This is a genomic window from Achromobacter sp. UBA4530, from assembly GCF_002388205.1.
GTDB classification, from domain to species: domain Bacteria; phylum Pseudomonadota; class Gammaproteobacteria; order Burkholderiales; family Burkholderiaceae_B; genus Achromobacter; species Achromobacter animicus.
Genome location: NZ_DGMA01000031.1, coordinates 241,484 through 256,763, shown reverse-complemented (window position 1 = coordinate 256,763; position 15,280 = coordinate 241,484). Strand labels below are relative to the sequence as shown.

At 66.5% G+C, this 15,280-nt stretch carries 11 protein-coding genes and 1 pseudogene; 4 read left to right on the top strand and 8 right to left on the bottom strand.

All coding sequences use genetic code 11. The features are described from left to right. Nucleotides 1-72 precede the first annotated feature (72 nt). Genes B2W22_RS22325 through apbC form a run of 3 tightly spaced genes read right to left on the bottom strand, consistent with a single transcriptional unit; the run spans nt 73 to nt 6,935 of the window. Nucleotides 73-3,951: a translocation/assembly module TamB domain-containing protein gene (locus tag B2W22_RS22325; protein WP_414632010.1), complete on the bottom strand. Its 3,879-nt coding sequence runs from the start codon at nt 3,949-3,951 to the stop codon at nt 73-75. After that, nucleotides 3,948-5,843, bottom strand: coding sequence for an autotransporter assembly complex protein TamA (locus B2W22_RS22320; protein ID WP_175122483.1), 1,896 nt, complete (start codon nt 5,841-5,843; stop codon nt 3,948-3,950). The genes B2W22_RS22325 and B2W22_RS22320 overlap by 4 nt, the downstream gene beginning before the upstream one ends. A gap of 3 nt (nt 5,844-5,846) precedes the next feature. After that, nucleotides 5,847-6,935 (bottom strand): iron-sulfur cluster carrier protein ApbC, encoded by a 1,089-nt coding sequence (gene apbC, locus B2W22_RS22315; RefSeq protein WP_175122482.1) that lies wholly within the window; start codon nt 6,933-6,935, stop codon nt 5,847-5,849. A 102-nt stretch (nt 6,936-7,037) separates the two neighbouring features. Between apbC and B2W22_RS22310 the strand changes: the two genes are divergently transcribed. Together B2W22_RS22310 and metG are read left to right on the top strand one after the other, a co-directional pair. Beyond that, entirely contained in the window at nt 7,038-7,313 is a 276-nt protein-coding gene (locus B2W22_RS22310; protein ID WP_056325207.1) for a hypothetical protein, read from the top strand. A gap of 228 nt (nt 7,314-7,541) precedes the next feature. Further along, nucleotides 7,542-9,641: pseudogene (gene metG / locus B2W22_RS22305) on the top strand (methionine--tRNA ligase); the annotation flags it as partial. A gap of 67 nt (nt 9,642-9,708) precedes the next feature. On the opposite strand, the gene B2W22_RS22300 reads toward metG, so the two are convergent. The 3 genes from B2W22_RS22300 to B2W22_RS22290 form a co-directional block, all read right to left on the bottom strand. Beyond that, the gene (locus B2W22_RS22300) at nt 9,709-10,446 is read right to left on the bottom strand and encodes a sulfurtransferase (protein ID WP_175122480.1); all 738 of its coding nucleotides are present in this window, start codon (nt 10,444-10,446) and stop codon (nt 9,709-9,711) included. Between the two features lie 126 nt (nt 10,447-10,572). Continuing rightward, the gene (locus tag B2W22_RS22295; protein ID WP_175122479.1) at nt 10,573-11,370 is read right to left on the bottom strand and encodes an META and DUF4377 domain-containing protein; all 798 of its coding nucleotides are present in this window, start codon (nt 11,368-11,370) and stop codon (nt 10,573-10,575) included. A gap of 33 nt (nt 11,371-11,403) precedes the next feature. Next, nucleotides 11,404-11,934 carry an META domain-containing protein gene (locus B2W22_RS22290; RefSeq protein WP_175122478.1) on the bottom strand — a complete coding sequence of 177 codons (531 nt, stop codon included), beginning with the start codon at nt 11,932-11,934 and terminating at the stop codon, nt 11,404-11,406. Nucleotides 11,935-12,240: 306 nt separating this feature from the next. On the opposite strand from B2W22_RS22290, the gene B2W22_RS22285 reads away from it, so the two are divergent. Continuing rightward, a complete protein-coding gene (locus tag B2W22_RS22285; protein ID WP_175122477.1) occupies nt 12,241-13,392 on the top strand; it encodes an acyltransferase family protein in 1,152 nt (383 codons plus the stop codon). On the opposite strand, the gene B2W22_RS22280 is transcribed toward B2W22_RS22285, so the two are convergent. Beyond that, complete coding sequence (locus tag B2W22_RS22280) at nt 13,373-13,771, bottom strand: helix-turn-helix domain-containing protein (protein ID WP_175137991.1); 399 nt, start codon at nt 13,769-13,771, stop codon at nt 13,373-13,375. The genes B2W22_RS22285 and B2W22_RS22280 overlap by 20 nt on opposite strands. A gap of 175 nt (nt 13,772-13,946) precedes the next feature. After that, complete coding sequence (locus tag B2W22_RS22275; RefSeq protein ID WP_286939589.1) at nt 13,947-14,348, bottom strand: hypothetical protein; 402 nt, start codon at nt 14,346-14,348, stop codon at nt 13,947-13,949. Here B2W22_RS22275 and B2W22_RS22270 point away from each other — a divergent pair. Then, nucleotides 14,338-15,153, top strand: coding sequence for a response regulator transcription factor (locus tag B2W22_RS22270; protein ID WP_175122474.1), 816 nt, complete (start codon nt 14,338-14,340; stop codon nt 15,151-15,153). The two genes, B2W22_RS22275 and B2W22_RS22270, sit on opposite strands and share 11 nt — an antisense overlap. Nucleotides 15,154-15,280: the final 127 nt, after the last annotated feature.

Below are 15,280 nucleotides of genomic sequence, written 5' to 3'. Positions count from 1 at the left end.
TTATCCCGAGCGCGCCGGACCTGATTCCGGCCGGGCGGGACAGACTTGTCCCGCCTCAAGCCGGGCGCCGGCTCAATTGCCGAACAGGGTGCGGTACACCAGCGAAATCCCGTTGACCGAGCCGCCCTTCAAATCCAGGGACAGACCACGCGCCAGCCGGTAGCTGGCACGCCCTACGGTATCGCTGCCGGACAGCGCCTGCTCGACGCTCAGCGTGATGCCGTTGGCGAAGTTCTTGCTGGCCACCAGGAATTGCGTGGACAGGTCGCTGCCGATATCGCGGTTCACATTGCCGGCCACCGTACGGTCCGGCAGGATGCTGCCCGAACTGCCCATGTTGCCGGTGCGCACCGCCACGTCGTCCAGCCCGAACTGCTTGTAGAACGGCTGCCCGCCCCCCAGCAGCGCGGTGCCGATCGACACCAGCAAGGCCGCGTCGCCGCCGCTTTCGTCCGGCCCCCGGCCCAGCAGCAGCCACGACAGCTTTTCGACGTCGCTGACTTCCGGATAGGACACCAGGTCGATGCGCGGACGCTGGGCCGTGCCCACCACGCGCACGCCGGCCTCGACCAGTTCACCCGTGCGCAGCGCCTCGATGTCCAGGATGGGGTTGTCCAGACGGCCCTGGAACGTCAGGGTTCCGCGGCTCAGGCGCAGCCGCTGGCCATAGGCCTCGATGCCGCCGCCGCGCGTGCGCAACTGGCCCCAGCCTGTCAGCCGGCCCTCGTTCAGCCGGATCTGGATGGAACCGAGCAGGCCGGCGTCCAGCCCCATGCCCGTGATGTAGAAGCGCGGCCCCATGTCGAACTTCAGGTCCATGCTGGTCTGCAGCGGCGTCGAGACCTTGTTGGGATCGTCGCCCGCGCGGATCACGCGCACGTCGTCATCCAGCGTCGGCACGCCCTGCAGGATCTCCAGGCTGAACCAGCCCGCGTCGGCGCTAAGGTTGCCCACGATCTCCAGGCGCGGCATGGCCGCCCGCACCTCGACCGTGCCGGACACCATGGCGTAGCGGTCCGATCGCTGCAGGGCCGGGAATCGGAACAGCGTCAGCTTGATCGCGCCGCCGCCGTCCATGATGTTCCAGTCGCCCTTCGCTTCGGCGTAACCGCCCTTGGCGCCCGCGTTGGTCGTGATCCATTCCTTGGTGCGCCATTCGGCAGGCATCACGCGCAGCGACGCCGGAAAGCGCAGGCTGTCCAGAATGAGCCGCTGGCCGTCCAGGCGGGCGGACAGCGTGCCATCGATCAGCCGCACGCCATCGTCGATGCGCACCAGCCTCAGCTTGTCGCCCCGGATCGAACCGGTGGCGCCCCATTGGCCGGCAAGCGTGCCCTGCACGTCGATGTTGGCCTTGAGCGTACCGCCCACTTCCATGGCGTCGCCCACGAACAGGCCGACCCACGCCAGGTCGGCGATGTCCGCATTCAGGCGCGCCCGCAGCGGCTGGCGCGAATCCAGCGCCATCCCGCCCTGCGCGTCCACCAGCAGGACCGCCGTGCCGGTGCCGTTGATCGACCCCATCTTTTCCGTCGACAGGTCCAGGCGGGCGTCTAGCCGGCTGGCGTTGGCCGAGGTGGGCGTGGCGGTCACGTCGACGACCAGCGCCTTCACGCCCAGCGGCACCGGGGGATCGCCCGGAATCAGCAGGTCGCCCGCCCGGCGCGCGATGCGGGCCCGGCCGGCCAGGCGTCCGTCGAATTTCAAGTCCCACAGCAGGTCGAGCGCGATGCGGCGCTGGCCATCGGGAACCATCGCGTTCACGCGGCCGGCGTTGCGGCCCAGCTTGGCCGCGGCTTCCGGATCGAATGCGCCGACCACCTGGCGCGCCACGCCAGCCGTGATGACCAGGTTGTCCGACTGCCCGGCGGTTTCCCAGCGCTTGCCGCCGCCGCGCGATCCCTGGTGCGCCACGGACAGGCGCTCCTTGCCCGGGAGGGTCAGGCTCACGCCGGTCTGGCCGACCTGCCACTGCCATTGCGGCGCCACGGCAGCGGGCAGGAAGGACAGCGTGACCGGGCGCTCCAGGGAAACGGCGAATCCGGCGGTATCCGCGCTCAGCCGTGAAAACGTGCCGCGCCAGCCCACCAGCGCCGCGTCGGGCTGGCCTGTGGGGCCCCTGCCCCAGCCGCCGTTGAAGGTCAGATTGGCCTGCGCGCGGGATTGCCCGATGATGCCGGGCCGGGGCCGCGGCGGCGTATAGCTGGCGGTGAGCTCGCCGCGGTGCGCGGCCACCGTGCCGTCGATGCGGGCCTTCACGTCGGCGCCGCCGGGTATGTCGGGCCAGAAGGCGTCCAGTTGCGGCGCCTGGGCATCCAGCGTGATGGCGCCACTGGATGCGCCCAGTTCGCCCGTCGCGCGGACGCGATTGCGGCCCAGCCGCAGGTCCACGTCCAGGCCATGGATGCGCAGGCCGGCCAACGGGTCCACCGCCGGATCACGCGCGGCAGTCCCGGCAGGCGCCACTGCGGCGCCAGCCGCAGCACCGGCTGCCGCAGCATCGGCTGCCGCAGCACCGGCTGCCGCACCGCCCCCCGTCCCAGTCACATCCACCTGCGCCTTCAGATCCCCGCTCAGCGGCTGGCGGTTCCAGCGGCTGCCCTCTTCAAAACGCAGGTTGACGGCGGCATGGCGCAGCGCGCTCAGGTTTTCAATGTCGGCCTGCACATCGGCACGAACGGTCAGCAGCGCGGGTGGAATGGCATTGCCCGTCCAGGGCGCCAGGTCCAGACGCTGCGCATCCAGCGATCCGACGATGCGGTCGCGGCCGGGCGCGTCGCCCGCCTGCAGGTCGAATTGCGCGGCCAGCGTGGACTTGTCCGGCAACTGCGCTCGCGCCCTGGCACTGCGCAGCACCAGCGCCGTGCGCGGCGCCAGATCGGCCACCACATCGAGCACGAAATTGGATCCCGTGCCGTCGATCTTGGCCTGGATGCCGTCCAGCGATCCCGCGGCGTCGGCGTGCAGCACGACAAGGCACGCAGGCACGGGCGGCCCCATCGGCGCGGCCGCGGTGGCGGCAGGCTCTGCCTTGCCCTTGGAAGCTGCTGCGGCGTCGATGCGGCCCTTGGCCGTTTCCGCCGGCTTGGCGGCATTTGTGCCCTTGGCGGCGGCCTCGGCCTTGCGAGCGCCTGCGCGGTTGGCCGGAGCCTGGGCCTTGGACGCAGCCGATTTCTTGGCCGCAGCGGGCTCCTTGGCCGATTCTTCGGCCTTGTCCTTGGCCGGCGCCTGCCCCGCCACCGGACCAAACACGCCGCTCAGCCGATCGGCCTGGCACAGGGGAGAGTCGGGACCCGCGCCGCGCGCCGTCACGTCCAGGCGCGCCGCAAAGGGCCAGGGGTCGGCCAGAGCCTGCAGATCGGCCTGGCCGGTCACATCGGCCTCGCCCACCTCGTGGCCAACGCGCAGGCTGGCGATGCGCAATTGCGCGCCCTGTTGGCTGGCGGCAAAGGTCGCGTTCAGGTCATTCAAGGTGACGGGCAGCGGCTCGCCGTCCTGGGTGAACTGGAAGTCGCCCAGCGCCAGCCGGTCCACGGCGATAGTCACAGGCAGCTTGGGCAACGTGAAGGGTTCGCTGCTTTCCTCGGCGGGCGGCGTCTCGGGCGAGGACTCCATGTCCACGCGGACCGAGCCGGCGGACAGATTGCGCACATGCAAGAGCCGGTCGCCCAGCGCGCTCCAGCGCACGGACAAATCCAGGTCGTGGATGTCGACGTGCGTGCCGCCGGCCGTCAGCTCCAGACGCCCCACGGTGACCCCGTGCAGCAGCGAGCCGTTCACGTCCAGCGCCTGGCCTTCGAGTTGCTGCGCGGCGGTCGTCAGCAACAGGCGCGTGCCGTTCTGCGAGGCCACCAGCCAGAAGATGAAGCCAGCCGCCAGCGCAACCAGCATGGCAAGGCCGGGCAGCCACCACACCAGCACATGGCGCAGGAATTTACGCACGAACTTCAAAACGCGATCCCCAGCGAGAAATGCAGACGCAGGTCACGTTCGCGCTGGCCGTAGGCCACGTCAAGGAACAGCGGCCCGGCGGGCGTGCGCACGCGCGCGCCAACGCCGTAGCCTACGGACATCTTCATGTCGCCGAACGATTCGGCGGCATCGCCCGCGTCCACGAACACGCCCATGCCCCAGCGCTCGTCAAAATAATGGTCGTACTCGATGCTGCCCACGAGCAGCGTGGGCGCGCCGACGACAGCGTTGTCGCGGTGCACGCCGATGCTTTGATAGCGATAGCCGCGGATCGACCGCGCACCGCCCGTCCGGAAACCGAAGTCGTCCGGCACCTGCACGTCGCCGTTGGACCACACGCGGCCAACCTCGCCACGGATCGTCAGCACGTCCCATTTGCCGAAAGGCCACCATTTCTGGCCGCGCAGCCGCAGGCGGGTGTAGGGCTCGCCGGTATCCAGCGTCACGCCGACACCGCCGCCCACGGAAATCAGGTTGCCCTCGCGCGGATCGTATTTGTTGTCGACATCGCGCCGCAGCCATTCGGCCGTGGTGGTGATGGTGGGCAGCGTGTAGCTGTCGCCGCCGTCGATCTTGACGTGGTCTTGCGCCAGCAGCACGCCGTAGCGTGTTTCATATTCGACGCGGCTGTCGCCCGCGCCCTTGCGCTCTTGCGTGCGCGTGGCGCCCAGCGCGTAGCGGGTCACTTCCAGCCCCTGGATGTCGGACCGGTCCGCCAAGATCCCGACGGAATCGCGGTAGCCGCGCTCGGAAGGGGGCAAGAGGATGTCCATGAAAGCGCGCTGGCGCAACCGGTCCACGCCAAAGCCCGTTTCCATGGTGACCGGTTGGCCGAACACGACGTTCTGGCGATACACCGATTCCACCCGTACGCCGGCCTCATCGTCCACGCCGATCGACGCGGAAAACCGCTTGGGCGGCGCCTCGACCACGCGCACCTGCACCGGCAGCGTGATCTCGCCGTCGGAATCGAATTGCGCCGGCGGCGGGGGCATGCCGCCCGACACCGTGGGATCGCCCGCCGGCGCGGCGGCAGCGGCGTCTTCGGATCCGGGGCCGCGGGCGCGGTCGGAAATGGGATCGGTGGGCTGATCGTTCTGGCTGGGCGGCTCCTGCAGCGAGACGAACGCGCCGCGGAAAAACGCGGTCGATTGCAGGTCCTGCTGCCACTGGTCCAGCCGGTTCTGGTCGAATGCGGCGCCCACGTTGTAGCGCACGTAGCGGTCGATCAGCGTCTCCGGCACGCGCTTCAGGCCCTGGGTGTTGAGCTCGCCCATGCGCACCTGCGGCCCGCTGTCGATGGTGACGTGCAGATGCGCCGCCGCGTTGTCCGCGTCGATGTCGGCGCGCGAGGACGTCATGCGCGCCAGCAGGAAGTCGCGCGTGGACACGTCGTCCAGCAGCGTGGCCTTGGCACGGTTCCAGTCGCCGTTGATGAACGGCTGGCCCTTCCTCAAGCTCCAGTCATCGCGCAGCTTCTGCACGCGCTGCGCGTACTCGGGGCGCGTGATGCGGCCGGAGAATTCCAGGTTCACGGATTCGACGGTCGTGCGCTTGCCCGGCACGATCGCGATGTCCCAGGTTTCGCCGCCGATATCCGTACCGGCTTCGAGCGTCACCTTGGGCGAGAAATAGCCCTGCGTGGCCAGCGCCGCCAGCGTCGCGTCGCGCGCGCGTCGGCGCAGGCGGTTGATTTCACCGCCGTCCTGGTCTTCGGCCAGACGCGCGATCGCATCGACCGCCTGGGTGATCGCCTGCAGCGCGGCCGGGGGCACGCCCCCGGGGTCGACAATAACCTCCGGGCGCTTGGCCAACGCCTCGCCCGCCATCATGCAAAGTCCTGCCAATAAGGCTCGGGCAGCCCACCGCATGCGTCAGGTCGGTTGTTGAACGACGATGGAGGGAAACTTTCCGGCCATGTCGCGCGGAAGCGCCGCAACGCCCGCGGCCAGCTTTCGAGCGATCGCACGGTACAGCGACGCGGCTTCGCTGCCCGCGTCCGACACGACGGTCGGCGTGCCGGCGTCTGTCTGTTCGCGAATGGCAAGCGTCAGCGGCAGGCTGCCCAGCCAGGGCGTCTGGTATTGCTCGGCCATGCGCTGGCCGCCGCCTTCACCGAAGATGTGCTCGGCGTGACCGCACTGCGAGCAGATGTGGATGGCCATGTTCTCGACCACGCCCAGAATCGGCACCTCCACCTTCTGGAACATCTTCAGGCCTTTGCGCGCGTCCAGCAGCGCCACGTCCTGCGGCGTGGTGACAATGACCGCGCCAACGACCGGCACCTTCTGCGCGAGCGTCAGGGCCACGTCGCCCGTGCCGGGCGGCATGTCGACGATCAGGTAATCCAGGTCGCGCCAGTTGGTCTGGCGCAGCAGTTGTTCCAGCGCCTGCGTCACCATCGGGCCGCGCCAGATGGCGGGCGAGTCCGCGTCGATCAGAAAACCGATGGAGTTCGCCTGCAGGCCGTGGCCGGTCAGCGGCTCCATGCTCTTGTTGTCCCGGCTTTCGGGACGGCCCGAGATGCCCAGCATCGTCGGCACGCTGGGGCCGTAGATGTCGGCATCCAGCACGCCGACCGTTGCGCCCTCGGCGGCCAGCGCCAGGGCCAGGTTCACGGCGGTGGTGCTCTTGCCCACGCCGCCCTTGCCGGAGGCGACCGCAATAATGTTGCGCACGTTGGGCAGCGGCTTCAGGCCCTTCTGCACCGCGTGCGCGGCGACCTTCCAGGTGACGGTGACTTGCGCATCGGGCGCGCCGGCTTGCGCCAACGCACGCACGGCGATGTCGCGGATCTGGTCGCGAACGGCATCGGCGGGATAGCCCAGCTCCAGCGTCAACGCGACGCGGCCGCCGGCCAGTTGAATGTCACGATCTTTTACAGAAACGCCCAAATCCAAACCGGTATTCGGGTCTTGCGCGGCGCGCAGTGCGGCGCGGATGTTTTCTATCGTTATACTCATGTCACTATGGTTCCGTAGGCAGCGCGGCGTCTGCGGGCCGCCATCCCCTAAAGGATAGCGGATACACGGGAACCTTTCGCTGCGTTTTGCATCCGACCATTCATGACCAACACACTTATCCGCTTCTTTCGTGCCGTCTTATTCGCCGCCCTGGCCTTGATCGGCATGGCGATGGCGCTGGTGTTCATGCTTTCCACGGCATTCGCCGTGGCGATCCTTTATGTGGTCGCCAAGGTGCGCGGCAAGCCCTTCGGCGTTCGCGCCTATTGGAGCCAGCGCCAAGGCGCCCGCCCTGGACCATTCCAGTCCGCCACTGCCCCGTTCGCCACGCAACCGCGTGGCGATGTGATTGACGTCGAGGCCCGCGAAATCCGCTGACGGCGGTTTTCAACCTGGCTTGCGCGTGATTCCGCGCAAGCCGGCCAATGCGTGCTGCGCTGAAATCGCGCTCATCGCCTGGTCACGCTTCCCTCAACCCGCCTGATTCGCATCACTGCGATGGGCGGGTTGTGTACTTTCCGGGACCATCTCCGGAACCCTGTCCGGGACCGCATCCGGGGCCGCATCAGCGGCAGGCGCGCGCGCTTGCCCTAAAATGGCCGGCCAAATCCCTTTTCCCCTCAACCTCAGTCGACAACCATGTCTCGCACCCTCTTTGTCACCACTGCGCTGCCCTACGCCAACGGATCTTTCCACATCGGCCACATCATGGAGTACATCCAGGCCGATATCTGGGTTCGTTCGATGCGAATGGCGGGCCACACGGTGCACTTTGTGGGCGCCGACGACGCGCATGGCGCGCCGATCATGCTGAAGGCCGAAAAGGAAGGCATCACGCCGCAGGCGCTGGTTGCGCGTTACGCGGCCGAGCGTCCGCAATACCTGAACGGGTTCCACATCCGTTTCGACCACTGGCATTCCACCGATTCGGCGGAAAACGTCGCGCTGTCGCAGGACATCTACCGCGCGCTCAAGGCGCAGGACCTGATCGAAACGCGCTCCATCGAGCAGTTCTACGATCCGGTCAAGGGCATGTTCCTGGCCGATCGCTACATCAAGGGCGAGTGCCCCAAGTGCCACGCCAAGGACCAGTACGGCGATTCCTGCGAGGTCTGCGGCGCGGTGTATGCGCCCACCGAACTCATCAATCCGTACTCCGCGCTGACGGGCGCCACGCCCGTCCTGAAGTCGTCCGACCACTTCTTCTTCAAGCTGTCCGATCCGCGCTGCGTGGAATTCCTGCAGCAGTGGACCACGGGTTCGAACAAGGCAGGCGCCAAGCATCTGCAACCTGAAATGCTGGCCAAGACGCGCGAATGGCTGGGCGGCGAAGACGGCGAGGCCAAGCTGGGCGACTGGGACATCTCCCGCGATGCGCCCTATTTCGGCATCGAGATCCCGGACGCGCCGGGCAAGTATTTCTACGTCTGGCTGGACGCGCCGGTCGGGTATCTGGCGTCGCTCAAGTCCTATTGCGCGGTCAAGGGCATGGATTTTGACGCCTTGCTCGACCCCAACGGCGACACCGAACAGGTCCACTTCATCGGCAAGGACATCGTGTACTTCCACGCCCTGTTCTGGCCCGCCATGCTGAAGTTCGCCGGCCGCAAGACGCCGGACGCGGTCAACGTGCACGGCTTCATCACCGTCAGCGGCGAAAAGATGTCCAAGAGCCGCGGCACCGGCATTTCGCCGTTGCGCTACCTGGAACTCGGCATGAACGCCGAATGGATGCGCTACTACATCGCCGCCAAGCTGAACGCGCGCGTCGAAGACGTGGACTTCAATCCCGAGGACTTCATTGCCCGGGTGAACAGCGATCTGGTCGGCAAGTACGTCAACATCGCCAGCCGCGCCGCCAGCTTCATCACCAAGCATTTCGACGGCGTCCTGGGTTATTCCGGCGACACCAGCGCGTTGTCCGCTGAATACGCCGAACAGGCCGAGTCCATCCGCGCCGCATTCGAGGCCCGCGAGTACAACCGCGCCATCCGCGAGATCATGGCTTACGCCGACCGCATCAACCAGGCGTTCGACACCGCGCAGCCGTGGGTGCTGGCCAAGGGCATCGCCACCGCCGATGACGCGCAGAAGGCCGCGCTGCAGGACATCTGCTCGCGCTCGCTGGCCGGCTTTAAGGCGCTGTCGGTGATGCTGGCGCCGGTGCTGCCCCAACTGGCCGAACGCGTTGCCCTGGAACTGTTCGGCGCGCAGGCGCCCTTCACCTGGGCCGATGCCTCGGTCCTGCCGCAACGCGTGGCGCCGTTCAAGCACCTGATGCAGCGCGTCGAACCGCAGATGCTGGAAGACCTGTTCGAGCCGCCCGCCGCGCCCGTCGCGGTGCCCGGCGGCGAGCCGCTGGCCGAGACCATCTCCATCGACGACTTCGCGCGCGTCGACCTGCGTATCGCGCAGATCGTCAATTGCGAGCACGTCGAAGGCTCGACCAAGCTGCTGCGCCTGACGCTGGACGTGGGCGAAGGCCGCCACCGCAACGTGTTCTCGGGCATCAAGTCGGCCTACAAGCCGGAAGACCTGGTCGGCAAGCTGACCGTCATGGTCGCCAACCTGGCGCCGCGCAAAATGAAGTTCGGCGTGTCCGAAGGCATGGTGCTGGCCGCCAGCCATGCGGATGAAGCCGTCGACGCCGGCATCTACGTGCTGGAGCCGTTCCCCGGCGCCAAGCCCGGCATGCGCGTGCGCTGAACCGCGTCACTGCCAATGCAAAGCGCCCGCCAATGCGGGCGCTTTTTTGTTTCTGCGGGAAATCCGATCAGGCGTTGCTGGGCGCCAGCGCCGGGTCGAGCGAGACGCGCTCGTCGAACACGAAGCACTTGCCTTCATAGCCGGGGCCGCCCGTTTCCTCGAAGTATTTCAGAATGCCGCCGTCGAGCTGGTAGACGTTTTCGATGCCGGCCTCGTTCATGAAGATGGCGGCCTTTTCGCAGCGGATGCCGCCCGTGCAGAAGCTGACGACGGTCTTGCCCTCGAGTTGCGCCCGGTTTGCCTCGACCGCGGCGGGAAACTGCGTGAAGCGGTCGATGCGCCAGTCGATGGCGTTCTTGAACGTGCCTTCGTCCACCTCGAAGGCGTTGCGCGTGTCCAGCATGACCACGGGCCGGCCATTGTCGTCCACGCCCGCCGCCAGCCAGCGCGCCAGCGTGTGCGCATCGACGCCGGGCGCGCGGCCCGCTGCCGGCCGGATGGCAGGGTGGTTCATGCGGATGATCTCGCGCTTGATCTTGACCAGCAGCTTGCGGAACGGCACGTCGTTGCTGTGGCTGAACTTGACCTCCAGGTCCGCGAACCGCGCATCGGCGCGCAGGCCCAGCAAGAAGGTGTCGATGCCGCCGGCCGCCCCCGCGAGGAACAGGTTGATGCCTTCCCCGGCCAGCAGGATCGTGCCCTTGAGCCCGGCGGCGCCGGCCTCGGCGAGCAGGCGCTCGCGCAACGCAGGCAGGTTATCCAACGGAACGAATTTGTAAGCGGCGATATTGACGACGGAAGTCATGGCAAAGCGATAGAAAACAGGCGGCGAAGCCCGTAATCATAATCGCTGGGCCATTTGCGCCGCAGAACGGAGTACCGCTGGGCGGCCGGTGCCCAGACCGCGCACCGCCCAGACCGCCTGCCGTCCCTAGCGGGTGACGACCTGCTGCTCGACCACCGCGTCCAGCACCCAGCGCAGCGGGGCAGCTCCCAAGGTGGCATTCGGGTCATTGATCTCGACCACGCGCAGGCGGTAGTGCACGCCGGGCTGGAAATTGAACCCCGTGATCTCGCCCGGCCAGGCCTGCCAGGGCTGCGAGGCGCTGTCCCGCACCTGATAGCACATACCGCGGCCACCGGCCGTGTCGCAGGGCACCCGCTCGGCGTTGACGTAGACCAGCTTGGTGGGGCCGCGCTGGCCGCCCGCCACGGGATCCGCGCGGCGCCCGAAGTCCAGCGTGTCGCCGGTGCTGAGCTTCCACGTCATGCGTTGCGGATTGTTGGCGTTATCGAAGGAACTGGCCGTGATCCGGGTGAGCGACGCCAGGAAATCGTGCTCGAGCGTCATCGTCTGCGGCGCGCAGGCCATGCGGGTCGACACCGGGTCGGCGCGCACGATCAACTGGCCATTGGCGATGGTGTACGGCGCGTTGTAGGTATTGCATCCGCTGAATCCCATCATCCGGGGCGAGCCCTGGTCGTGGATGAACGCAGCCGTGATCGGGCGCGTGGAGGACGACGGATGCGGCACGGGGCGCAGCGCGCCGCCGGGCAGCGTCCAGCGCGCCAAGTCCCAGTTCGTCTGCACCAGGATGTCGGAGGCCGAGGCCGGCTGGAAACGCGGATCCTGGCCATCGGCCGCGCGCATCGGCGGCGGCGAGCAGGCAACGAGACCCGCGCACAGCAGGCCGGACGCCAGGCGGCGCTGGAAAAGGAATGAGCGCATGCAGGTCTCTCGGATCGTTCAGCGAAGCGGGAATCAGGGGGTCGGCGGATCCTGGCGGCGCTCGAACTCCAGCACGTCGCCACCCCGCAGATTGAACGTCAGGTGGCGCGGCGCGCCGCCGCTGTCCAGCGTGAACGTGTCGATGGCGCGCAGCGCGCGCAGGTAGTCAGCTTCCAGCTTTGCGCGCTCGGGCGGCACGCAGGCCATGCGCGTGGTGGCGGGCGCGTCGATGACGAGCTTGTTGCGCTCGAGCTTGTACGTGCCGGTGTAACGGTTGCAGCCGGAGAATCCGTTGACCTGGTATTGCTTGCCCTGCGCAAGAAACGTCAGGCGGATGGGCTCGCCGTTGTCCCCGTGCGGGATGTCGCGCAGCTGGCCACCGGGTTGTGCCCAGCGGACCAGTTCCCAGCTCGTCTGCGCCAGCGAATCCTTGCTGGTGGCCGCGCTGGCCGCAGCGGCGCCTTCGGGACGCGCGCCGCCGGTCATGCCGGCGCATCCGGCCAGGGCCGCGGTCAACAGCCCCAGGCAGAGCATTCTGCTGGGCGTGGACATGAAATTGGGCATGAGCAAGCCTCCAATTGATGCGTATCGTCGTAATGTAACCGCCCCGTGGACCATCACGCGATTTTCTCCGTCCGTCAGCCGTATCCAAAAGATGCACGCTTGAGCCGGAGGTTCTAGCTCCGATGATCGCCGGTTCTGCATCGAATGCCGCATGGCGGGGGTGGGTGGCCGCGAGCAGAATCGATGACAGTTGATGACTCCGGCCTAAAAAGTAATACAGGGAAAGAGGAGCGGAGCCCGCGACAACCGCATGCGCAGTGTCCGGCCCATCGGGGCTGAGAACAATATCGACCGGGGAGATGCGCGATGGGCTTCTTGAGAACCTTACTGGCATTGTCAGTGGTGCTGGACCACCTGGGCGGCGGCTACGCCGATCAGCTTGTCGGCGGCAGGCTTGCCGTGCAGCTCTTCTATGTGATTTCCGGCTTCCTCATTTCCTACGTGCTGACGGCGACGGACCATTATCAGGGCGCCACGGGCAAGTTCTACGCCAATCGTTTCCTGCGGCTTTTCCCGATCTATCTGGCGGTGGCGGCCCTGACCCTGACGGCCCACATCGTCAGCGGCGGCTCGTTCTTCCGCATCTACGAAGCCCTGCCCTTCAGCGCCGAAGTCTTCCTGTTCCTCTCCAACCTCTTCATCTTCGGCCAGGACTGGCTGATGTTCTTCGGCATCCGCGATTCGGCGCTGGCCTTCACGGGCAGCTTCGCGAACAGCGACGTGCCGCTCTACAAGGGTCTGCTGGTGCCGCAAGCGTGGACGCTTGGTGTGGAAATGAGCTTCTACCTGGTTGCGCCCTTCATCCTGCGCTCGCCGCGCCGGTTGCTGGCGCTGCTGGCCGCCTCGCTGGCCCTGCGCGCGATCCTGATCTGGACGGGGGTCGGCCGCTCGGATCCTTGGACCTATCGCTTTTTCCCCACGGAGCTGGCGCTGTTCCTGATCGGTTCGCTGTCGCATCAGGTGTTGCTGCCGCGCATGAAGGCCTGGACGCAGCGCGTGAAGCGACTGCCCGAACTGGGCACCGGCATCCTGTTCCTGTATACGGTTGCGCACTTCTCGATCGGCATCAACCCCACCGTGCGCGATGGCCTGGCGGTCCTGCTGTTTGCCGCACTGCTGCCGCTGGCATTCCTGTTCCAATCGCGCCACAAGCTGGACAAGGCCATTGGTGAACTCAGCTATCCCCTGTACATCTGCCACATGCTGGTCATCATGGCGTTCAGCTGGCTGATGCACGATGTGCAGGAGCATCAACCCATGCTGTTCGCCGCCATGGCCATCACGGGATGCATCGGGGTCTCGGCGGTGCTGAACTACCTGATTGCGGATCCCGTGGAACGCCTGCGCAGCCGCCTGCGCACCGATCCCCGCGGCACCGGCGCCATCGCGCCCGCCGATGTGCGGCCGCGCCCGCAGGTTCCTGCGCAACCGATGGGGACTATTCGCCGCGTGCCTTGATGTAGGCGCCCAGCACCAGCTCGATCTGCCGTTTTTCCTGGTGCGAAAGCCGGGCGTAGGCCGCGTAGGAGATGGTTTCGAAGGGCCAGGCGGGCGGGTCGGGGATTTCGCCCAGTCTGCCCGCAGCAACATGGCCGGACGGCGTGTCGAGCATGGGCCCTTCGCCGGTACTCAGCCACAGGGGGTTGACGCGCAGGGCGCGCGTCAGCTTGATGAGCGCCTCGCTGGACGGCTGCTGGCGCTGTCCGCTTTCGTAGTTGCCAATAGCGCTTTGCGACAGGTTGCTTGCGACCGCCAAGTCTTTTTGAGTCCACCCCTGAAGCATTCTTGCGTTGCGCAGACGATGGCTAAACGTGTCCAATCGATCAACCTGAGACATTAATTTGTATGGTTTTTTTGGATTAAAGCATTTCAAATCTACGGCCAAATAAAGGGATTAGACCCCAATTTCCGGGCTAATTCATAAATCGCCGCTTGGCCCCCCTGGCCTTGCGCGCATGCTGCCGCGCGCCCTCGCTTCACGCCGCAGTCCGTCCCGTTAAAAGTCATATCTTTCATCGGCTTGCAGCGCCGTGCCCGCCCATCCCACCGCTGCCGTCGCGCGACGTTGCAGCAAAATCGGAGCAAAAAAAGGCGCATGAGTTTATGGGCAGAAATCGGCCGAAAGAGAAAATAATGTATCGGTAATACATAATATTTTTCTGACGCAAATCGGGGATCAAACGCTGTTTCAATGGATGCCGGGCTATTTCCCCCTGGACGACTGTTACCGTCCGAAACCATAGAAACGTATCTTCACAAAAAAACACGCCCGTGTTTAAATGCAACACAGGCGTGACTCTGGAAGGACAAGCGCCGCAACGGCCGGAAACGGCATGGCTCTGCCAGACGTCCGGCTTTTTCAAGGCGCCAGCGCCCCGTCGCGGCGCCTCATTGGAAGCATCAATGAACAACACGCTGGATGTCATTTTTCTTGGCAATGACGACGCCAGGCATGCCAGACTCGTCGAGTCCCTTTCCCACCTGGGATTCAACGTCCGCCGCTGCCACGATCTCGTGGATGTCTACGACCGATTTTCCCGCCGGCCCAGCCCGCTGGTCGTCCTGGAAGCCCCGCTTACCGATGTGCACAACGCCGCCGTGCGGCTGCGCGCCATCGATCGCAGCCTGGGCATCGTGGCCATCGCCCCATTCACCGATTCCGAAAGCCGTATCCGCACCTTGCTCTGCGGCGCGGACGCCTGCCTGCCGCCGGACGTGACCGGCCTGGAGCTCGCGGCGGTGCTGCAGGCGCTGGTGCGACGCGCGGTCGGGCTGGACGGGATGGAGCCGGGCGCGGGTACGGAAGCCATAGAAGAACCGGCCCAGGAGGGCTGGCGGCTGGCAAACAAGGGATGGACGCTCATCAGCCCCAAGGGCCGGACGCTGGGCCTGACGACCGGTGAACGCGATTTTCTGTCGCGGCTGGTGAAGTCGCCCGACCGCAAGATCAGCCGCGACGCCTTTCTGGCCGATGGCGCGGACGAAGCCGACAGCGGCATCACGCGCCGCCGCTTCGTGGATGTGATGATCAGCCGCCTGCGCCGCAAGGCCGCGGCCAATCAGATGACGCTGCCGATCCGCGCGGTCCACGGATGGGGCTACATGTTTGCAGCCGACATCACGCTGGATCTGGACTATCGGGTGTCAACGCCAACCGCGCGCACGGACGGGCAACAAGCCTGGCGCAGCGAAGAAGCGGACGCGAACGCGTCTGCCTGAAATCGCCCGGCGCAAGACCGCCAGGCGAAAAAAACGCGGCGCTGCCCCCGAAGGGTAAGACGCCGCGCTAAAACAACACGTGAACCCGGAGTCATCGGCCGGCACCGATGCCTTCTACCTGGATCAC